This window comes from Asticcacaulis machinosus, from assembly GCF_028550435.1.
Classification (GTDB): Bacteria; Pseudomonadota; Alphaproteobacteria; order Caulobacterales; family Caulobacteraceae; genus Asticcacaulis; species Asticcacaulis machinosus.
The window spans coordinates 1,037,411-1,059,534 of sequence record NZ_JAQQKV010000002.1; the positions used below are offsets into that span (position 1 = coordinate 1,037,411).

A 22,124-nucleotide genomic window follows, 5' to 3' on the forward strand; every position below is an offset into this window, starting at 1 on the left:
AAAGACTGACAAACCGACCAGTTACCGCCATAAAGCGCGTGTGAATGTGTACCCGTTCGTGATGCGGGACTTAAGAACGAGGCCAGATCATGAGGCACGTGGTGGCGACGCCAGTCATTACCCCGGATCAGATAGACGCAAGTAATGCCCGTCTGGAGGCTGAGGCCGTGCGCGATTACGCGCATCTTGGGGAACAACTGGCGCGCCGCGGTGTAGATATCGAAGATATTCTGGCCGACATCATGGCGTTCAAGGTCGCGGTGCCAAGCTGGGGGATGGGCACTGGCGGCACGCGATTTGGGCGTTATCCAATTGCCGGCGGACCCAATAACCTGTTTGAAAAACTAGAAGATTGCGCCGTCATTCAACAGCTGACGAAGGCCACACCGCGGGTGTCGCTGCATTTTCCGTGGGACAAGGTCAAGGATTACGACGAACTGAAAGGCTTTGCGGCATCGCTGGACTTAGGGTTTGATGCGGTCAATTCCAATACCTTTCAAGATCAGGCAGGGCAGAGTTTGTCCTATAAGTTCGGCTCCCTGACCCATGCCGATGCTCCCACCCGTCAGCAGGCGATTGAGCATAATCTGGAATGTATCGAGATCGGGCAAAAATTAGACGCCAAGGCCCTGACGGTCTGGCTGGGCGATGGCTCCAACTTTGCGGGGCAGAGCGATTTTACCCGCGCGCTGGAGCGTTATCTCGATAGCATGGCGGTGGTCTATGCCGGTTTGCCCGATGACTGGCGGGTGTTTATGGAGCATAAGCTTTATGAGCCGGCCTTTTATTCGACGGTGATTCAGGACTGGGGCACGTCAATTTTGTGCGCCCAAAAACTGGGGCCCAAGGCACAGTGTCTGGTCGATCTGGGTCATCATGCGCCCAATGTGAATATCGAAATGATCGTGGCGCGTCTGGCGCAGTTTGGTAAGCTGGGCGGGTTCCACTTCAACGATTCCAAATATGGTGACGATGATCTGGATGCCGGGTCGGTCAATCCGTTCCAGTTGTTTCTGGTGTTCAATGAGTTGGTGGAAGCTAAAGGCCGCGATCCGCAATGTTTCGATCCGGCCTACATGCTGGATCAGTCGCACAATATTACTGATCCGATCGAGAGCCTGATGATGTCGGTGAACTCGATCCTGCAAGCCTTCACCAAGGCGCTGCTGATTGATCGTGTGGCTTTGCGCGGCCATCAGGATGGCAATGATCCGCTGATGGCTCATGCCACGTTGAAAGAGGCCTATGACACCGATGTGCGGCCGATTCTGAAAATCGCACGCCTGAGAACCGGTGCGGCGATCGATCCGCTTGGCGTCTACAGGGCATCAGGTTATCGCGCACAAAAAGCTGCCATTCGTGTCACTCAGGGCGCGACCGGCGGCGGTATTGTTTAGGAGTAAGCTATGATTTCGCGGCGGCAATTGGCAGGCGGTTTAAGCGCAATGGGCCTGATCGGTGCCACTCAGGGGGCCTCGGCCTCAGACAGTCAATGGCCGCAGGCCGGTGAAATCATCTATCACAACCCCTTGGCTAAACCCGAAGATGTGGCGGGCTTTAAGCTTGAGGGCGAGGCGAAAATAAGCTTTGAGCGCGGCCGTATGACTCTGCAAAACGCGCGCGATCCGGGCGAAGGACAGGCCTCCAATTTCGTCTTCTGGTGCCCTGAAGTCTTTCTCGACAATATCGAAATTAGCTGGAAATTCTGGCCGGTGGCGGAACCGGGCCTGTGTATCCTGTTTTTTGCGGCGGGCGGTATGCTGAACGGTAAGCGCGTCCATGTGCTGGATAAGGGGCTGAAACCACGCGCCGGTATCTATGATCAATATACCCAAAGTGATGTCGACGCCTTGCAGATCTCCTATTTCCGCCGTCGATGGCCGGAGGAGCGAGCCTTCCATCTGGCCAATCTGCGTCGTGCGCCGGGGTTTATTATGCTGGCTCAGGGCGCAGATCCTCTGCCGGATGTTGAGGATGCCACCCCGCCTTACACTATCAAAATCCGTAAGACTCCTAAGGCCGTCGATTTCCTGATAAATGACCTGCCGGTGGTGCATTGGGATGTCACCCCCGGCAGCCCGTCCTCAGGGTCGATCGGGTTCCGGCAAATGGCGCCGCTGATTGCCGACTATGCCGATCTGACGGTGCGTAATCTGGCCTAGCGTGCGCAAATTTGCGTGATTATGATTGATTGCTGCCGATTTCGCGCTACTGTCCCAACAAAATTGTTTACAGGGATATATCATGCGTAAACGCACGTTTCTGACCGGCATGGCCGCTGTGGCCGCCATGCCTGCTCTTTCCACTCAGGCGCAAACAGTAACCAAAGACATCCCCGTCGAATGGGTCGATGCTGACACCGGCCACCGCGTGCGCCGTGTCTCGACCGAGGATAATTCCAAGTTCCTCTATTTCCACGACAACGCCTTTACCGGCGATGGCAAGTGGATGGTGTTTAACGGCCCGAACGGCGTCATGAAGGCTGAGATCGGCACCTGGAAGGTCTCGCCTCTCACCAAGGTCAAAAACGCCCACCTGTTTGAAGTGATCATGGTGTCGCGCAACTTACCCGTAGTCTATGTCCGTCAGGCCAAGGTGCAGGGCAATGGTAAGGGCGCGGACGGGCTCGATTATTTTGCCGTCGATATCAATACGGGCAAGGTGACGCTGGTCGCCAAAAATGTCGGCGGCTGGATCGGGTCGGTCAATGCCGATGACACCCTGCTTTTGGGGGTATGGGCCGAGCGTCATTATGAACTGCAACCGGGGCCGAAAGTAGCCAATACCGACGGCGGCTACAATGCCGTAGGGCCAGACGGCAAGCCGCTATCGTTTGCCGCCGCTAAGGAAGTGCGCATGGCTGACCGGCTGGCGCAAAATATTCCGATGGAAATCTTTACGCTCAACATCAAGACTGGTGAGCGCAAGGTTGTGACGGCCTCGACCGACTGGCTGAACCATATTCAGTTCTCGCCGACTGATCCGCAACAAATCATGTATTGCCACGAAGGGCCGTGGCACATGGTTGACCGCATCTGGACCATCCGCACTAATGGCTCAGATAAGCGCGATATCCACAAGCGCACCATGAATATGGAAATCGCCGGCCATGAGTTCTTCTCCTTCGATGGTGAGCAGATCCTCTATGACCTGCAAACCCCGCGCGGTGAGGATTTCTGGCTGGCCTCTTACAATCTCAAGACCGGAAAGCGCATCTGGTATCATATGGAGCGCAACGAATGGTCGGTACACTTCCAGATATCGCGGGATGGCAAGCTGTTTGCCGGTGACGGCGGCGATGAGGAAATGGTCGCCAAGGCTAAGGACGGTAAATGGATTTATCTGTTTGAACCGGAGATCATCGAGGATTTAGGTGTGTCTGCGCCCAACGCGGCTGAGCTGGTGCGGCCGGGTAAGCTGAAATCGACCAAAATCCTCAACATGGCCAAGCACGATTATCGCGTCGAGCCGAACCTGCAATTCACGCCCGATGGCAAGTGGCTGTTGTTCCGTTCCAGCATGCACGGCCCGATTCATACCTATGCGGTAGAAGTGACCAAAAGCGCTTAAAGCATAAGGAGGGGGGATGCGTAGTTTAATGGCAGCGGCGGTCATGGTCATGACTGCCGCGTTTGGGGCCGTCGCGTCCGGTGGTGTGGTTCAGGCGGCTGAGGACACCTATAAGGGCAATGATGGCACCATTGACCAAGCGGTCTGGGCTGACGGACGGGTGTGGCTGCGGTCAGCCGCCGGGCGTCTGAGCTATATCGAACCTGACCGCGACGAAAGGGTTCAGGTCAATGTCGCCGATGAGCGGGTGATCAGTCTGTGCCGTGACGAGAGTGATCTTGTGGCGCTGACGGCGGAATCGCGCGGGCAATATCCGCGCACCCTGCGTCGCCTTGAGGGCAATCAGTGGCGGGTTATGGCGGCGTTCAACGATGATGGTCAGCATGTTAGGGGCATGATCTGCGACCGTGGCCGCATCACTATTGTCACCTCCAGTCATGTGATTGATGTGCGCGAAAAGACGGTGCGTCTTACTAAGCTTAAACAGCCCTTGCGCTTTTCACATGAGGCTCATGTGCTGGCTAACGGCGGCTATGTCTATGTGGGTATGGATGCCGGTGAATGGGGCGGCGGCCTACACCGCATTGACCGGCGCACGTCCGAGATTGTGACGATAGGCTCTGAAAACGGCCAGTGCGGTGATGTGCTCTACCCGGAATGTGAGCCGGTAACTGGTATTGTACACATTCCGTGGAAGCCGGACTGTGTGGCGGTGACCACGGGATTGGCGCATTTGTCGACAATGCGTGGTGCGCTGATTGAGGTTTGCGGCACTGAGTACCGTGTTGTGCTGCAAAAAGACTATCAGCCGGCTCCGCCCATAAAGCCGGATGCGCAATATCCCGTTGGTCATGTGCCGTTTCTTGGGGTTTACGCGAAAAACGGCGTGTTAACGGCCCTGACCGCCAGCCATGCCTATGAATTCCGTAACGGCAAGCTGGTGCGTGAGCGCAAACTGCCGCCGCGTGAGATTTTGGGCGGTGTTGGCGCAAGCTTTGGTGATGCGGATATCGTGCGGGTGCAGCCCTATGTGCAAACCAAGGATCATAAGGCTTATGGTTATCCGCTTCTGGTCGTGAAATAGACGCAGCCTGCGTCCGGCAATATGGCGGCAGTGTTACGCATAAAAACACACCCTGAGGCCATGTGGCGCTCAGGGTGTTTAAAGAGAATGGTGTGTCTGTCTTACTTGCCGACCTTGATATTGGCTTTGGGCGGGGTTTTCATGCCTTCACCCAGATAATAGCTGACATGTGGCGGCTGATTATAGGCGGTGTTCTGCCAGGCGATACCGGCGCGATAAACCGGATCGTGCATAAGCGTGGTGAACCGGTATGTCGTCGGGATATTGGTCGAATAGATGCGCAGAGCCGTGTTGTCGGTCGTCCGCATAATGACCTCTTCGCGCCAGTCACCCAGAATGTCGGCCTGAAGCGCCGGGTTGGACTTGGTGCCGTTATTCGACGTCGTATCTGCCATTTCAAAAATGACGGGCGAGTCGTTGGTCTTCCAGTCCCACTTGAAGATCTTATTGCTATCCAGCAGTTCGCGCGTCAGATCGCCGTCCCACCAGATCGCAAAATTCATGGAGCGTGGGCGTTTGTCCGAGATGATTTCGCCCTTAGCGTTATAGAGATTGGAGGAATTGGAGGCCCATGATTCTGTTCCCAGATGGCGCGGGTCGATGTCGGCTGAGACGCCGCGTCCGGTATCCTTATCCGCCGGCGTCGACCACAACATTTCGCCAGTTCTGGCATCCAGCATGGCCGAGCCGCGGTTGCCTGAGTCGCGCATGCTTTCATGGACGCCAAATTTCTCAAGGCCCGGACGGGTTGGGTCAAGATCGGAGACGTGCATGGCGTCACCATGCCCCAGCCTGGCGGTCCAGAGCGGCTTGCCGTCGGAACTCAGGGCCATAGACCCATAAATGATTTCGTCCTTACCGTCTGAGTTTACATCGGCGACCGACAATTGGTGATTGCCCTGACTTGAATATCCGTCCGGTACGCCATCAGCCTTGGAATCGAAATACCAGCGCAAGGACAGTTTGCCATTTTTGAAATCGTAGGCTGACACCGTCGTGCGGGCATAATAGCCGCGCGCCATGATGGCCGATGGGTGAACGCCGTCGAGCCAGGCTGTCCCTGCCAGATAGCGATCCGATCGGTTGGCATAGGCATCACCCCAGCGCTCTTTCATTTCATCGCCGGTCGCCTCAAAGCCCTTGCTGCCGCGGGTATTGGCGAAATCAACCGTGTCGAGCACGCGACCGGTCGAGCCCTCAAAAACGCTCAAATATTCCGGGCCCTTGAGGATGCGCCCCTTAAGCTGGGCCATCAGTCTGCCGTCAGGTGCGACCACCGATCCCGTGCGGTCATTTTGCGCCAGTTCGCCGCCGGATTCCACCCAGTTGGCATTGGCATCGCCGATGACTTTGCCTTGCGCGTCTTTGCTGCCGTCAGCCGTTTTGACAATCAGTTCGGCCTTGCCGTCACCATCATAGTCCGCGACCTGAAACTGAGTATAATGAGCGCCGGCGCGGATATTGTGCCCCAGATCTATACGCCAGAGTTGTTTGCCCTCAAGTGTGTAGGCATCAATCAGCACATTGCCGGTATAACCGCTGTGGGCGTTATCCTTGGCGTTGGTCGGATCCCACTTAAGGATGATCTCATAGCGGCCATCGCCGTCCAAATCACCGACCGAAGCATCATTGGCGGTGTAGCTGTAGGCCTGACCATCCGGCGTTGTGCCGTCAGCGGGCTTGTTTAGCGGAATATTGAGATAGCCTGCGCTCCAGACCTTGGCTTCAGGGCTGGTAGCTATTTCTTTGCCTTTAACAACGGCCGCCACTTTGTAGACCGAAGCCGGTGTTCCTTTTTTATCGACGAAGTTGGTGGATTTTAGCGCCTTAGGTGTGATTTTCTGGCCATCGCGGTAGAGCGCATAAGTAGTGCCCTTAGCATCATCACCGAGTTGGCGCCAACTTACGAAAATACCATCCTGGGCGCTGACCGCTACGACGCCGCGATCAAGTCTTTCCATCTGACGCGGTGAGGTTTGAGCATGGGCAGATGTAAAGCTAAGGGTTAGCGCTCCTAATATTGGTAAGATGGCGCCGCTGTGCTTAAGATGACGTTTCAGATCAAACATCTGATATCTATCCTTAAATTCTGTGGTTTCCCCGGTGTTAAAGGCTGGCCCTGACGGGTCGAGTATATCCGTGGTGCCTTTTATTTTGTCAGACAGGCTACGCGCTTGCGACGCAGTTCACAAGTTCATTTTGATCGATTGTGCGCGATATTTATCAAGTGCATGAATAAGCAAAAAAAACGGTGAGAGCCAAGGGACTGGCTGTCACCGCTGTCAGTGGTAGCTTTCGGACGCGCCAAAAGCCACTTCGGGAAGGTTATCTCGATGACTAAGGCAAGAAAAATATGCCTATGAAATCAGTGAGATGAGGCCGGCAAAACGCTTGAAATGAATTGCAAGAGTTATGCTGTGTTGAAATAGTAATATAATAATCGAAAATGAGCAAGATTAATCATCGGTAATCTTCACTTTAATTTCTCACAGGAAGAGCATAAATAAGCATAAAGGCATATAAATACCGCATTTGGCTTAGTCGATATTTGAATAACTGATTGTTATTTATGAATATTTAAGTGGCGCTGTGAGGCCGTATATTCTGGTATGGCATTCCCCAGCGATAAAACTGTATCGAAATGTGGCAGCAAGATTGAAAAATTGTGTTCTTTTTGTAACGCAGATCAACTTATCTGACCAATTTGACAGACAATATGGCGGAAATGATCAAAATGTATCTTGACTTGCCATATTCAATCAACAAAGGTTGTGGCATCCCATCGGGTTGATAAAGCGAGGCCGACTAACGGTCCGAACAAAAGGGAGATGACACCGGAAACCATCCGTTCGCGGAAGGGCTTGCGAATGCAATCGGGCGACTAAGTCTCGTCACGATGCGTTCAGGGCCTCGATGCGTCGGAGCCATTGTTTCCGGTCATTGTAATGAATGTGCAGGCGGGGAATTCAGACCTGTACGGATTACGTTCTCCTTCAACCCGCGGGGCAGGTGCCTACACATGGCGCCGGGCTTTGAAAAAGCCAGCACCAGGAGGACTATTTTGATGTTTACTAACCGTAACCGGTCATTCGCCAAGGCCTTGCAGCAAGGCACGGCCATGACCCTTGTTTCCATGATGGCGCTGTCGGGCGTGGCTGTGGCTCAGGACGCGATTGTATCGTCCAGCCAGGCTGGCGCTCCGGTCGCCGCCGCCGCCGAAGAAGACGTCCAGGAAGTGGTCGTCGTCGGTACCCGCGCTGCTCAGCAATCGGCGATCGACCGAAAGAAGCGTGCAAGGACGGCTACAGATTCGATCGTAGCCGATGATGTTGGCTCGTTCCCGGATCGCAATCTTAACGAAGCTATTTCACGCGTTGCTGGTATGGGCATTACACGCGGCGAAACGGGTGAAGGTGAAGGGCTTACCTTGCGGGGTAACGGGGCCGATCTTACACGGGTCGAAATGGACGGCATGTCCGTGGCGTCGTCAGGCTTTGACCTTGCGGTCGGTGGAACATCAGGACGGGCGTCCGATCTGCGCGAACTGCCTGCCGATTTGATCAAAAGCGTCGATGTGGTCAAAGGTAATACTGCGGACATGACAGAAGGCGGGCTTGGCGGTTCGGTTCAGATCAAAACGCGGTCAGGCCTTGACTTTAAGAAGCCTTATTTCTTAATGCGTGTTGCTGCTGACCGTAACTCGCTCAGCGAGCGTTGGTCGCCTGACATCAATATTCTGGCTTCACGCAAGTTCTTAGATAATCGACTGGGTGTTATATTCAATATGACATCTACGCGCCGTCTGAATGACAGCCATCAATTGAATGCGGCGGGCGCTAATAATGCGGCCGGTTATAACCGTTTCTTTGATTTCGATAATTCTGCTGAAAAGACGTTTGAGTTCAATCCGTCTTTAGTCACGGGTGTTGGGGCTAACGATCCGGCGGCAACATGGGCGCTGGCTTCAGGTTCCGGCACATTTAATGCTCTGACTCCGGTCGAAATCGTTACGCGCTCGGCCAATGCCAACTCCAAGGCAGATTGTATGGCTGCGTTTCCGCTCTATACAACTGCGGAACTAAATACTATTACTCCGGGCTCAAACAATGCCAACCGTGCCGCTGCGCAAGCGCAACGTGTTAGTGAGCAAGTCACCTGCTTAAACCAGTGGAACGATTATTCGCCGAGTCTTGTTCGTGACACTAACCTTACCCAATACGAAGACCGTATGGCCTGGGATGTTCGTTTCGACTATAAGGTTACCGATAATCTTTCTGTTTACTTAAAGTACGCAGTTGCAGACCGCACCCAGGAAGATATTCGCCGCAACCGCACGCGCGGGGAAATTGGCCGAACGACAACAGATACTCGCTTCGTAACGCCTTCTCTGGTAACGAATACAAATATCCCATATGGCAGCGTTAATACTATTTCTGCCGTCCCCAACAGTGGTTATTATATATATAATGCCGGCTCGCCAACGGGTTCAATTACGCTGGACAGTACTCTGGGTGGCTCTAATGTTGGCCATGCTTTCCAGAACTATGGTATCGGTGTAAACGTTGTGCCGGGTAGTGTTGTGGTTGATGAAAATCACTACCTGACAGAGTTTGATATTACGAATGCTTCGGTGAACTACGATAATATCCGGAATGACCAGATCTGGGATAATGATTATCTGCTCGTCGGTGGTGAGTATCGCAAGAATAACCTGTACGTCGAATTTCAGGCCAGCCGCAGTGAATCCAGCTACACGCGATATGATAAGCGTTTTCGTCGAAGTGCTGCCTATGGCACGGGAACTATGAAAGTCCTGCCGAGCGGGTTATGGACGTTTGAGTTCCCCGACGGCTTCAATCCCGACAATATGGTCAATTCTGTCGTTCTGAACGCGCCTGTAGGCACCACGCAGGCTGCCCGCGATGCGGCTGCCCGTTATACGAATACGGTTGGTTTCGATTATTCACCACGACTGGTCGAAAGCTCCGAAGATGCGGCTAAGTTTGATGTAACCTATCGCATGCCGGATTTCCCAGTACTCAAGCGCTTTAAGGCGGGGGGCAGTTATCGCAAAATCCTTAACGATTCCTGGGGTGGGGGCGGTTTCTCGCCATCAGCGGGCGTGTTTGTGCCGACCAATAACCTTCGTGGTGTCTTAAGGGCTTGTGAAAATCAGGCAACGACCACAGCGGCGAATGCGTGCGTGTACGGATACGTACCTAATGTAACCACGGGCACCACTTTCCGTCATGGGACGCAAACCATGACCGTGGCCCAAATGGTCGCAATGTATGAGAACAGCATTGAATACAATGACGGTGCGTTCATGCCTGATTATGAAGGCGTTAGCGGTCTTAACCTCTGGAATACAATTGATGTTGATAAGGCATTCGAACAAATAGCGGGTACTGTTAACTATAACTTTGACTGCCTGAAAGTTTGCACGGGTAGCGACGGAAAAGAGTATGCTCAACCGGTCGGTATTTCCAACGAAGAGATCACCGCCGCTTATTACATGTTCGATTTCGAGCAAGAATTACCTTTTGATATGCTGTTCGATGGTAATTTCGGTGTGCGTATGGTGCAGTCGAAAGTGGCGGCTTCTGGCTCGGTGGTACTTGCCTCAACTCGTAAGAATTTTACGGATGACAACAACCCGGCAAATGACTGGAATCTGACGGACGGCTTTAGCCGCGTTACGACCACCAATATAAATAAACCTGTTGCTATTGAGCGTGAGTACACGGATTGGTTGCCAAGCTATAATGCCAATCTATGGCTTGTTCCCGATAGGGTTGTGATGCGCTATGCGTGGTCTAAAACTGTTGCGCGTCCGCCGATTGCGCGCCTATTTCCAGGTGGCACCTGTACTGTTGATGAACGTATCGAAGATCTCATTGATGCCGGAGATCCTGATCTTGACATGAACTGCACAACTTTTGGCAATCCAGACCTGAAGCCTTACACGGCAACTAAAAACAATACCTCTCTGGAGTGGTATGTTAACAGAGATACCTTCCTCGGCCTGTCTTATTACCGCCAAAAAGTAAAGATTGGCGGGCCGATTCTTCTCAGAGTTACCGATCAGCCCGTGTTTTCCGGGACTGATGAAGTTGACCCTGTGACCGGGCGTCCGTTATCGGACTTCCTGTTTACTTATAACACCTACATCAACGGCCCTGGATATACTCAGTCAGGTTGGGAGTTCACCTCCAAAACGGCTCTGACGTTCTTGCCTTGGAAACTTCGCCATACGGGTGTTGATTTCAACATTTCCACCAATAAGTCTGCAGGAGCCGCGGGCTACATCGATCCAATTACGGGAGAAAACGTAGGTATTCCGGGCCGTCCTGATTACTTTGCAAACCTGGTTGTATGGTATGATGATGGCAAGACAAATGCCCGCATCGCCTATCAGGCACGGTCGCAAGTACTAAGCTGCGTCTCGGCTTGTGGTAATAATGCTGACAATGCTTATGCCTTCCCTAACCAGAACCCGCTGAACTTTGTCCGTCTGCCCTATAACCCCGGAGAGCCTTACTATACTCGGGAATACGGTTATCTCGACGCCAAGGTCACGCATAAGCTTCGTCCAAACATTGAGCTTTACTGGGAAGGCCGTAACCTTCTTCGTGAGGCCAGTGTAAGCGAAGGGTCTCGCGGTTTTGCAAACTCTGAATACGCCTGGTCTACTACATATGGCGGTCGCCGCTTTATGGTCGGTCTGACGTACAGAATGGAATAGTTCGAGTTGAGTAAGCGTACATCGTAACCCGTACTGCCGCCGCCTGAGTAATCAGGCGGCGGTTTTTTGTTGATTGATGTTGACATAAGTTGCGTAATGGCGTCTGGTTTAATCAAGATCGGCCATTGGTATGACCAATTCTTGCGCCGGATAAGCGCCAATGCTGCGTATAAGCCGTAGATCACGGAAACAAGGGTAGGGCAGATGTTGTCTCATATAATCTCACGTCGCCACATGTTGCAGTCGGCGGCCGCCTTGGGTGCTGTAGCGTTTGCGGCCGGTAGTGGCGTTGCGCAGGCCGCCACGGGGCAGGTGGCTGGCAAAGGCAAGCCGGTGTCTGCCACGCAACTGTCATGGCTGGATAAGGTTACGCCGTTGCAGTTTGACGGTGCGACCCTTGGGGTGCCGTGGCCGCGTGGTACGGTCAAGGCCACTCAGGCGCTGAAACTTACCGGAGTTGATGGGCGCGAAGTGGCGTCGCAGTCATGGCCGCTGGCCTACTGGCCGGATGGATCGCTGAAATGGTCGGCCCATGCGGTCGCAGGTGCTGAGGGCCTGACGGGGGCCTCTGTCGTTATGGGCAAGCCCGCCGTGCCGGCCAATGCCGTGCGGGTGACCCAGGCCGCAGCCATGATCACGGTCAAATCCGGCGACTTAAGCTGGCAGGTGCCGACATCGGGTGAGGCCCTGATTGCCTCGGCCACCAAGGGCGGGCGCACGACCCTGCGTGACCTGAAACTGGTGGCGCGTTCGCAGGATCAGGCTGATCTGGAGGTCACCGGCAGCGTCACCCAATCTCAGTTCACCTCAAAAGTCACCAAGGTCACGGTTGAACAGACCGGGCCGGTGCGGGCGGTGCTTAAGGTTGAGGGGACGCATTCGGGTAATGGCCGCGACTGGCTGCCGTTCTCCGTGCGCCTCTATTTCTATGCGGGTACGGAAAGTGTGCGTATCGTCCATAGCTTCATCTTTGACGGCGACCCGTTCAAGGACTTTATCCGCGGGCTGGGGGTGACGGCCAAGGTTGCTATGTCCGATGAGACCTATAACCGACACATCCGCCTGTCGGGCGAAGGTGTCGGTGTATGGGGCGAAGCCGTGAAGCCGCTGACCGGCCTGCGCCGTGATCCGGGTAAGGCATTCCGTGATGCGCAGGTGGCCGGTAAGGCGATCCCACCGATCGCGGGTATGGCTAAGGCCGTTCAGGACGGCTTGAAATGGATACCGGAATGGGGTGATTTTTCGCTGTCGCAACTGACGCCCGATGGCTTTACGGTGAAAAAACGCACCGAAAAAGGTCACGCCTGGATCGATTCCAACGCCGGGACGCGCACCAAGGGGCTGGGTTATGTCGGTGGGGCTGCGGGCGGCGTGGCGCTGGGCTTCAAGGATTTCTGGCAAAGATCACCGACCGCCATCGATATCCGCAACGCGCACACCGATCTGGCGGACATTACGGCCTGGCTGTGGTCGCCGGACGCCCCGGCCATGGACGTGCGCCCCTATCGCTCGGCCGGTGAGATGGATACCCACCCGGAAGAGATCGAAGGGCTGAACATCACCTATGAGGATTACGAAAAAGGCTGGGATACGGCCACGGGTGTGGCGCGTACCTCTGAGCTTAATCTGTGGGTGCTGAACACCACACCCAGCCACGAAGTCTTTTCCGGCATGGCCGAACGTGTCGCCAATCCGCCGCGCCTGATGGCGTCGCCGGAGCGCATTCATGCCGCCGGGGTGTTTGGTGACTGGGATGTGGTCAACGCCACGACGCCGGCCCGCAAAATCCTCGAAGACCGTCTGACCTATCAGATCGAGTATTATATGCAGCAGGTCGAAGCCCACCGCTGGTACGGGTTCTGGACTTACGGCGATGTCATGCACACCTATGATGCCGACCGGCACATGTGGCGTTATGATATCGGCGGCTATGCGTGGGACAACTCGGAACTCTCGACCGATCTGTGGATCTGGTACACGTATCTAAGAACCGGTCGGGCTGATGTGTTCAAGTTCGGTGAGGCCATGACGCGCCAGACCGGCGAGGTCGATGTCTATCATCTGGGGCGCTTCAAGGGCTTTGGCACCCGTCATGGTGTGCAGCCGTGGTCGGATTCGTCCAAGCAGCCGCGCGTCTCCAATGCCGCCTACCGCCGCATCTATTATTACCTGACCGCCGATGAGCGGGTCGGTGATCTGATGCGCGACCTCAACGAGTCTGATTTCTCGCTCAAGAATGTCGATATTTCGCGTAAACTACCGCCGTCGCCGGAGCGTGAAACCCCCGATGGCATCGTCAATTCGTCGTTCGGCACGTCTTGGGGATCGTTCATTTCGGCTTGGCTGACCGAGTGGGAGCGTACGGGTGATACCAAATGGCGTGACCGGATCATCAACGGCATGGTCACGATTGGCGGCCTCAAGCGCCGCTGGTTTGCCTCGTCGGCGCCCTATGATCTCAAGACCGGTAAATTCCTGGGCGAAGGTGACTATATCGCCATTTCGCACCTCAACGGTGTATTCGGGGTGGTTGAGATGAGTTCCGAACTGCTGTCGCTGATCGATGAGCCACTGTACCGTAAGGCCTGGCTGGAATATTGCCGCTATTATAATGCGCCGAATAATGAGCTTCAGGCCTTGCTCGGTACTGTGCCGCGCGGGCGTAACCTGCGCGATTCCCATTCGCGCCTGACGGCCTATGCGGCCTTCCATGAAAAGGATCGGGCCTTGGGTCTGCGGGCGTGGAGCGAGTTCTTTGGCAATGAGGGGCGGGAATCCGATGGCGGCTTAGGCCGCCGCACCACCCGCATCGACGGGGTAAAAACCCTGCGGCCACTGGATGAGGATAACAGCCTGTCGACCAATGGCACCGCGCAGTGGGGACTGGCCGCGATCCAGAACATGGCTCTGATCGGCGACAGCCTTGATGAAGCCGCCAAGATCGCCGGTGTTGTGCAATGAACCGGCGTGATCTGATGAAGGGCGTGGCTACGAGTGTGGCTGCTGCGGCGTTTCTGCCGGCGGTTGCGGCGCGCGCTCAAACCATAGCTAAACCCGCTATCGTGATGGCCAATGCCTCGGCGCGCACAAAAATCGATCTGTCCGGTGAATGGCATGTGTCGATTGATCCGTACCGAGCAGGCCTTGTCGATGCGGTTGGTGATCCGTCAAAGCCGCGGCACTGGCGCTATGCCGATGTCAATGTGCAGGAGGCCGAGGTCAAAAACCCCGGCACCTTCTTTGAGCAGGATATGCGCCGCTCAGGCACGGTGACCCTGCCGGGTTCGTGGAACGCGCAAAAGCCGGAGTGGCGTTATTATGACGGGCTGATGTGGTATCAGCGCGTTCTGGAGGCCAAACCCGAAGCGGGTCGGCGGGCGTTTCTTTATTTCGAGGCATCCAACTACACCACCCATGTTTATCTGAATGGTAAGAAACTGGGCGTCCATGTCGGCGGGTTTACCCCGTTTGCCTTTGAGGTCACGGATGTACTGCGCGATGGCGAAAACCGGGTGACCCTGGGCGTTGATTCTGAGCATGACGCCAATGCCGTGCCGCCGGTGATTACCGACTGGGATATATACGGTGGCGTGACCCGCCCGATCCGCTTTCTTACCACGCCTCTGACCTATATTGATGACGCCTTTGTGCGGTTGGGGCGGGACGGGATTATCCGCGCGTCGGTAGCGCTTAACGGGGCCTCGGCGGCGGGGCAGAAGGTGGTGCTGACCATTAAGGGCCAAAAGGCGCTTGCGGCCACAACGGATGCCAATGGCAAGGCTGAACTCAGCGTCAAGGCGCCGAAATCGCTTAAGCTGTGGACGCCGGAAACCCCCACCCTGCATGAGGTGCGGATTGAGGCCGCCGGTGATGTGTTCACCGACCGGATCGGTTTCAGGACGGTCGAAGTCAAGGGCGAGGATATTCTTCTCAATGGTAAGCCGATCTTCCTGCGCGGGATTTCGCACCATGAGGAAGAGATCGGCACCAACCCTGCGCGTGTGATTACCGAAGACGCCGCCCGTAAGCTTCTGACCGAGATCAAGACGGGACTGAACGGCAACTATGTCCGTCTGTCGCACTATCCGCACTCGGAAGTGACTGTGCGCTTGTGCGATGAGATGGGCCTTCTGGTGTGGAGCGAAATTCCGGTCTATTGGGCGGTCAATTTCGGCAATCCCGATACGCTGAAAATCGCGCAAACCATGCTGACCGAAAACATCCTGCGCGACCGTAACCGCGCGTCGGTTATCATCTGGTCGATCGCCAATGAGACGCCGCAGACCGAGGTGCGCAATCAGTTTTTGCGCACACTGGCGCAAACGGCACGCGATCTGGATGAAACCCGTCTGGTCAGTGCGGCCCTGCTGGTTGAGCGCAAAATCGTCGATGGCCATATCGATATGCACATCGATGATCCGTTGATACCTGCACTCGATATCATGTCGGTCAATACCTATAATGGCTGGTACGGCGATGATAAGCTGGAAGCCCTGCCGGCGACGGTATGGCGTGCCGATGTCAAAAGACCGCTCATCCTGTCCGAGTTCGGGGCCGATTCCAAAGCCGGTTTCCACGATCCGCAGCTAAAGCGCAAATATTCGGAAGAGTATCAGGCCGATTATTATCGCAACACGCTGGCGATGGCCGATAAGATTCCGTATCTGCGCGGCTTATCGCCGTGGATTTTGAAGGACTTTCAGGCTCCGCGCCGTCAGCACCCGATCTATCAGCAGGGCTGGAACCGCAAGGGTGTGATTTCGGAAACCGGTGAGCGCAAGCTGGCGTTCAATGTCCTGTCCGATTTCTATAAGTCTAAAATGAATTAATTTTTGCCATCAACTCATCGGCCTGTTGCTGATCCAGCGGGCCGGTGATTTTATCAATAATCACCCCATTGGGGCGCACCAGATAGGTTTCCGGTACGCCGGAGATACCCAGATCAAGACCCATATCGCCGGGTTCATCGCTGATGACGACGGCGTAAGGGTCGCGGTGTTTGACGAGGTAGTTCAGACTATTGACCGGTGTGTCTTTGTAGGCAATGCCGATGATAACCGCGCCTTTGGATTTCATATCGAGCAGAAACGGGTGTTCGGCCAGACATGGCGTACACCAGGACGCAAAGATATTGACCACGACCGGTTTATCGTAAGTCGCGGCTATGGTTTTCAAATCGCGCAGCTCAGCGGTTTTCAGGTCGGGCAGGGCGCGTACGGGCACCGGCTGTCCTACCAGCTCACGCGGCTGATATTCGGTTTTTTTGTGGAAATTGAAATAGCCGAATACGCCCACCAGAGCGGCCAGCACGATCAGCGGAATGAAAGCGAACAGCCGTTTCATATGTCGGATTTAACGTCTTTCAGGGCATCCTGAAGCGCGTCGAGTTTTGTCTTTTGCAAGCTTCGGGCGCGCACGGAGGCGATCACCAGCGCGCTCAGAGCCACAAAGGTCGCCCCATAGCAACCCCAGACGTAAAACCCGTACTTGCCCATGTCTAAGTCCATCACACCCTCACTGGAAACTTAAGCGCGCCCGCAGGGTGCGGTAGCGGCGGGTGATGATCTCAGCATCTATGCGCACCAGCCACAGCCAGACGAACAGGGCATGAAAGGCCGCGGTCATGACCAGCAGGGGCCATAACATTTCCGGCGCAATGGTCGGGCCATCCATGCGTACAACCGAGGCACCCTGATGCAGGGTGTTCCACCAGTCGACGGAAAACTTGATAACCGGCAAATTGACTAATCCTACCAACGCCAGAATGGCCGTGGATTTGGCGGCGCGCACTTCATCGTCAATGGAGGCATGAAGCGCAATATACCCGATATAAAACAGAAATAGCACTAAAACCGACGTCATGCGGCCGTCCCATTCCCACCATGTCCCCCACATCGGCTTACCCCACAGAGAGCCGGTGATCAGGGCCAGAGCGGTGAAGACCGCACCGATGGGGGCAGCGGCTTTGGCGGCGGCATCGGCCAAAGCATGACGGAAAATCAGGCCGAAAAATGAGGCGATCCCCATGATCAGATAGACCATCATCGCCATCCACGCCGCAGGCACATGCAGGTACATGATGCGCACGGTATCGCCCTGCTGATAATCTTCGGGTGAGGCAAAGCAGAGATAGAGGCCCCACGCAAACAGCACCGCCGCCAGCCCGCCAATATAGGGGCGGATTGGGGCAAAGACGCGCGTAAATCGCTCAGGGTTAGCCAGCCAGGTGATCATGGTTTCGACATAGGGCTTTTGCGGCGTTCGGACAAGTCTCTTAAGGACTCTCCTTCTTGGAGGGGGAGCTGCATTTTAGTGCTCGCATTAAAATGCAGAGGGGGTAAATCTTACTTGTGAAAATCACCCCCTCTGAAATTAAATCATAACTGACTTAATTTCAGCTCCCCCTGCATCAGGGAGAGTTCTAAGACAGTGCACTTTTGAGCGCAGCGCCCATCGCAATCGGCCCTAGAGCCAGCGCAAACAGGGCGTAGGCGCAGAGCAGGCTCAGGGCTTGGGTAATGGGGGCGCCGGTAAGATAGGCCTGCATCAGCCCGGCCCCGAAAATGACCGGCGGCACATAGAACGGCAGCACCAAAAGGGCGATCAGAACACCGCCCTTGCGGGTGCCGAGGCTCAAAGACGCGCCAATACCGCCGATGATGGCAAAGCTTAAACTGCCAAGGATGGCGCCGATCAGGCTGATAAACGCCGCATCCACAGGCGCGCCCAGAATGATCATGACAAAAGGTGTGAGCACCGCCAGCATCAGTCCCGTCCCCAGCCACTGCGCCAGACATTTCAGCAGGGCGATGACTTCCATAGGCAGAGGCCCAAGGCGCAATATATCAAACAGGCCATCCTCGTAGTCGCGCTCAAACAGCCGCTCCAGCGACAATAGCGAGGCCAATGCCAGACTGAGCCAGGTCAGGCCGGGCGCGACCCGCGACAAGGTGGTGCTGTCGGAGCCCAGGCTTAACGGGATCATGGCCATCAGGGTCAGATAAAATCCGACCGCCAGTAACGGCCCGCCACCACGGGTCAGGGACAGGCTAAGGTCACGCTTAAGCAGGGACAGGGCCGCATGGGGGGCCACGTTGATCTTAGTCGACAAGGGCCGCCTCCTGTGCCTTCAGGTCAGGCCGTGTCAGGTGGACGATGCGCGTCTCAAACGGCAGCGGATCATGGACGGCGGCGATGATGATGCCGCCATCGCTGAGATGATCCTGCATCAGGCGGGCGGCTAAATCCCGCTGGTGAGCATCGAGGGGTGACATCGGCTCATCCAGAAGCCACAGTCTGCGCGGTGCAATCAGTAGCCGTGCCAGTGACACCCGGCGTTTCTGACCGGCGGATAACAGCCGCGTTTCCAGATCCAGCAGAGGTGACAGGTTTAAGTATTGGACTGCGAATTGATAATTATTCTCATTTGCGTTTAAGTATTGCGCCTGAAACCTAAGCTCCTGCTCTGTGGTGCGGGTGGGGCTTAACGCATCGTGGTGGCCGAGATAGTGGATAAACTCTGTGCGAAATCTTATGGGATCAATCAGGCCGTGGTCGTCAAAGGCTGATATTTTACCCGTTTGGGGCGAAAAAAAACCGGCTATGGCCCGTAGAAGCGTGGTTTTACCGACGCCGTTCTGGCCGGTCAGGCTTATGGCGTCGCCACTTCCTACTTCCAGATTCAGATTTGAAATCAGAAGGTTATAGCCTTTTTTCAGGCTGATCTTGTCAAGTGTCACGCTCAGCGACATGAAAACGACGTCCCAATCATTCAAAATAACCCTAAAATATGTTGGGGCCTTAATAGACGAAAAGCCATAACAAGTTTAGAAGGGCAATTGACCGCCTGACTTTGGCATCGCGTCGCGTAAGTGTGGAACCCTGTGAGTTCCCCTTTCATGCGCGCGATCAAGAGACAAGAAATGGCCATCGGGGCTGTTTGTAGGGGCGGTCATATTGAAAAGGAAGCTAAAATGTCTTCACACGACAGCTTTAAGTCGCATGCCACCCTTGAGGTTGGCGATAAATCCTACGATTATTATAGTTTGCCTGCCGCCGAAGCCGAAGGCCTTGGCAATGTGTCGCGCCTGCCCACATCGCTTAAGGTGCTGTTGGAGAACCTGTTGCGCAACGAAGACGGCGTATCGGTCACCAAGGCCGACATTCAGGCAATCGCCAACTGGGTCGATAATAAGGGTTCGGTTGAGCACGAAATCTCCTTCCGTCCGGCCCGCGTGCTGATGCAGGATTTCACCGGCGTGCCCGCCGTGGTTGACCTGGCCGCCATGCGCGATGCGATGGTCAAGCTGGGTGCCGATCCGGCCAAGATCAACCCGCTCAACCCGGTTGATCTGGTGATCGATCACTCGGTCATGATCGATTATTTCGGCACGGCCGATGCCGCCACAAAGAATGTCGAGCGCGAATATGAGCGCAATATCGAGCGCTATAACTTCCTGCGCTGGGGTTCGTCCGCGTTCAATAACTTCCGCGTGGTGCCTCCCGGCACTGGCATCTGCCATCAGGTAAACCTCGAATACCTGGCCCAGACCGTGTGGACCAATGTGGCCGAGGGCAAGACGGTAGCGTATCCCGATACGGTGGTCGGCACCGACTCGCACACCACCATGATTAACGGCCTGAGCGTACTGGGCTGGGGCGTCGGCGGGATCGAAGCCGAAGCCGCTATGCTGGGCCAGCCGATCCCGATGCTGATCCCCGAAGTGATCGGTTTTAAGGTGACCGGTAAGCTGCCCGAAGGGGCGACGGCCACCGATCTGGTGCTGACTATTACTCAGATGCTGCGCAAAAAAGGCGTGGTCGGTAAATTCGTCGAATATTTCGGCAACGGCCTGCTGTCGCTGACCCTCGAAGATCAGGCGACGATTGCCAATATGGCCCCGGAATATGGCGCGACCTGCGGCTTCTTCCCGATCTCTCAGGCGACCATTGATTACCTGACCGCCTCGAACCGTGAGCCTGAGCGCGTAGCGCTGGTTGAGGCCTATGCCAAGGCGCAAGGCCTGTGGCTCGATCCGGAAAATGATCCGGTGTTCACAGATACTCTGGAGCTTGATCTGGCAACCGTCGTGCCGTCGCTGGCGGGCCCCAAGCGTCCGCAGGACCGCGTGCTGTTGACCGAGGCGGCGTCAGAATTTGCCAAGTCTCTGGCCGGTGAATTCGGCAAGGGCGGCGAGGCCTCCAAGGAAGTTGCAGTTGCCGGTACGGACTATAGCATTAATCACGGCGATGTCGTGATTGCCGCCATCACGTCCTGCACCAATACCTCCAATCCGTCCGTGTTGATCGCTGCGGGTCTGGTGGCGCGCAAGGCGCGCGCCTTGGGTCTGACTTCAAAGCCTTGGGTCAAGACCTCGCTGGCACCCGGTTCCAAGGTTGTGACCGATTATCTGGATGCGTCGGGCCTTTCCGCCGATCTCGATGCGTTGGGCTTCAACCTGACCGGCTATGGCTGCACCACTTGCATCGGCAACTCCGGCCCGCTGCCGGAAGCCGTATCGGCGGCCATTACCGAAGGCGACCTTGTGGCCGCCTCCGTCCTGTCCGGTAATCGTAACTTTGAAGGCCGCGTCAATCCCGACGTGCGCGCCAACTATCTGGCCTCCCCGCCGCTGGTGGTCGCCTATGCGATCGCCGGTTCGCTCAATGTCGATCTGACGGTTGATCCGATCGGCACGGGTTCAGATGGTGGATATGTCTACCTTAAAGACATCTGGCCATCGAACGCGGAAATCGCCGAAATTCAACGCGCCAATGTCACGCTCGATAAGTTTAAGGCTCGTTATTCGGACGTGTTCTTAGGGGATGAGCACTGGCAGGCCATTAAGGTCTCCGGCGGTCAGACCTATGACTGGGAAGGCTCATCGACCTACGTCGCTAACCCGCCCTATTTCGAGGGCATGACCATGACCCCGGAAAAGGTCACGGACATCGTTGAGGCCCGCGTGCTCGGTATCTTTGGCGACTCGATCACCACCGACCACATCTCACCGGCCGGCTCGATCAAGAAAACCTCGCCTGCCGGTATCTGGCTGACCGAGCACGGCGTCGAAGCGTCGGAGTTCAATTCGTATGGTGCCCGTCGCGGCCACCACGAAGTCATGATGCGCGGCACCTTTGCCAATATCCGCATCCGCAACAAGATCACGCCTGAAATCGAAGGCGGCGTTACCAAGCACTTCCCGTCGGGCGATGTCATGCCGATCTATGATGCGGCTATGCGCTATAAGGGTGAGGGCCGTCCGCTGGTGATCTTTGCCGGTAAGGAATACGGCACCGGCTCGTCGCGGGATTGGGCCGCCAAAGGCACGAAGCTTCAGGGTGTGCGCGCGGTGATCTCGGAATCGTTTGAACGCATCCACCGCTCGAACCTGGTCGGCATGGGTGTGCTGCCGTTGCAGTTCAAGGTTGATGGCTGGGCCAAGCTCGGCCTGACCGGTGAAGAGATCGTCACCATTCGCGGGCTTGAAAATGTCCAGCCACGTCAGGAACTGATTGTTGAACTGTTCCGCCCCAGCGACGGCAAGATGGCCCGCTTCCCGGTCCGTTGCCGCATCGATACCCCGACCGAGCTTGAGTATTACAAAAACGGTGGGGTTATGCCGTTTGTGCTCAGAAACCTGGCTCGTGGTGTCGTTGACGCCGCTGAATAAGCCTTTTAGCCCCGCCGGTTTGCGCCGCGCGGGGTTTTTCCTGTTCAACTTT

At 55.6% G+C, this 22,124-nt stretch carries 14 protein-coding genes; 8 read left to right on the forward strand and 6 right to left on the reverse strand.

Annotated features, from left to right (window positions below):
• The first annotated feature begins 89 nt into the window (after positions 1–89).
• The 4 genes from rhaI to PQU98_RS13155 all read left to right on the forward strand — a co-directional run bounded on the left by rhaI (position 90) and on the right by PQU98_RS13155 (position 4,654).
• Complete coding sequence (gene rhaI / locus PQU98_RS13140; RefSeq protein WP_272745388.1) at positions 90–1,397, forward strand: L-rhamnose catabolism isomerase; 1,308 nt, start codon at positions 90–92, stop codon at positions 1,395–1,397.
• A gap of 9 nt (positions 1,398–1,406) precedes the next feature.
• A complete protein-coding gene (locus tag PQU98_RS13145; RefSeq protein WP_272745389.1) occupies positions 1,407–2,162 on the forward strand; it encodes a DUF1961 family protein in 756 nt (251 codons plus the stop codon).
• Positions 2,163–2,244: 82 nt separating this feature from the next.
• Complete coding sequence (locus PQU98_RS13150) at positions 2,245–3,570, forward strand: oligogalacturonate lyase family protein (protein WP_272745390.1); 1,326 nt, start codon at positions 2,245–2,247, stop codon at positions 3,568–3,570.
• Between the two features lie 16 nt (positions 3,571–3,586).
• Positions 3,587–4,654, forward strand: coding sequence for a hypothetical protein (locus PQU98_RS13155; RefSeq protein ID WP_272745391.1), 1,068 nt, complete (start codon positions 3,587–3,589; stop codon positions 4,652–4,654).
• 101 nt (positions 4,655–4,755) lie between these two features.
• Here PQU98_RS13155 and PQU98_RS13160 read toward each other — a convergent pair whose 3' ends face one another.
• Positions 4,756–6,723 (reverse strand): rhamnogalacturonan lyase, encoded by a 1,968-nt coding sequence (locus PQU98_RS13160; protein WP_272745392.1) that lies wholly within the window; start codon positions 6,721–6,723, stop codon positions 4,756–4,758.
• A 950-nt stretch (positions 6,724–7,673) separates the two neighbouring features.
• On the opposite strand from PQU98_RS13160, the gene PQU98_RS13165 reads away from it, so the two are divergent.
• From PQU98_RS13165 to PQU98_RS13175, 3 genes are all read left to right on the forward strand, one after another.
• Positions 7,674–11,399, forward strand: a complete 3,726-nt coding sequence (locus tag PQU98_RS13165; RefSeq protein WP_272745393.1) for a TonB-dependent receptor — start codon at positions 7,674–7,676, stop codon at positions 11,397–11,399.
• Between the two features lie 204 nt (positions 11,400–11,603).
• Positions 11,604–14,360, forward strand: a complete 2,757-nt coding sequence (locus tag PQU98_RS13170) for an exo-rhamnogalacturonan lyase family protein (protein WP_272745394.1) — start codon at positions 11,604–11,606, stop codon at positions 14,358–14,360.
• Positions 14,357–16,228: a glycoside hydrolase family 2 protein gene (locus tag PQU98_RS13175; protein ID WP_272745395.1), complete on the forward strand. Its 1,872-nt coding sequence runs from the start codon at positions 14,357–14,359 to the stop codon at positions 16,226–16,228. Before PQU98_RS13170 ends, PQU98_RS13175 begins: the two co-directional genes overlap by 4 nt.
• Here PQU98_RS13175 and PQU98_RS13180 read toward each other — a convergent pair.
• The 5 genes from PQU98_RS13180 to ccmA form a co-directional block, all read right to left on the reverse strand.
• On the reverse strand, positions 16,215–16,742 hold the full coding sequence (locus tag PQU98_RS13180) for a redoxin family protein (RefSeq protein WP_272745396.1): 528 nt from the start codon (positions 16,740–16,742) through the stop codon (positions 16,215–16,217). The two genes, PQU98_RS13175 and PQU98_RS13180, sit on opposite strands and share 14 nt — an antisense overlap.
• Entirely contained in the window at positions 16,739–16,906 is a 168-nt protein-coding gene (ccmD, locus tag PQU98_RS13185) for a heme exporter protein CcmD (protein ID WP_272745397.1), read from the reverse strand. Before ccmD ends, PQU98_RS13180 begins: the two co-directional genes overlap by 4 nt.
• 7 nt (positions 16,907–16,913) lie before the next feature.
• On the reverse strand, positions 16,914–17,633 hold the full coding sequence (locus PQU98_RS13190) for a heme ABC transporter permease (RefSeq protein ID WP_272745398.1): 720 nt from the start codon (positions 17,631–17,633) through the stop codon (positions 16,914–16,916).
• 187 nt (positions 17,634–17,820) lie between these two features.
• Complete coding sequence (gene ccmB, locus PQU98_RS13195; protein WP_272745399.1) at positions 17,821–18,510, reverse strand: heme exporter protein CcmB; 690 nt, start codon at positions 18,508–18,510, stop codon at positions 17,821–17,823.
• Positions 18,500–19,150, reverse strand: a complete 651-nt coding sequence (gene ccmA / locus PQU98_RS13200) for a heme ABC exporter ATP-binding protein CcmA (protein ID WP_272745400.1) — start codon at positions 19,148–19,150, stop codon at positions 18,500–18,502. Before ccmA ends, ccmB begins: the two co-directional genes overlap by 11 nt.
• A 222-nt stretch (positions 19,151–19,372) precedes the next feature.
• Between ccmA and acnA the strand changes: the two genes are divergently transcribed.
• On the forward strand, positions 19,373–22,072 hold the full coding sequence (gene acnA, locus PQU98_RS13205) for an aconitate hydratase AcnA (protein WP_272745401.1): 2,700 nt from the start codon (positions 19,373–19,375) through the stop codon (positions 22,070–22,072).
• Positions 22,073–22,124: the final 52 nt, after the last annotated feature.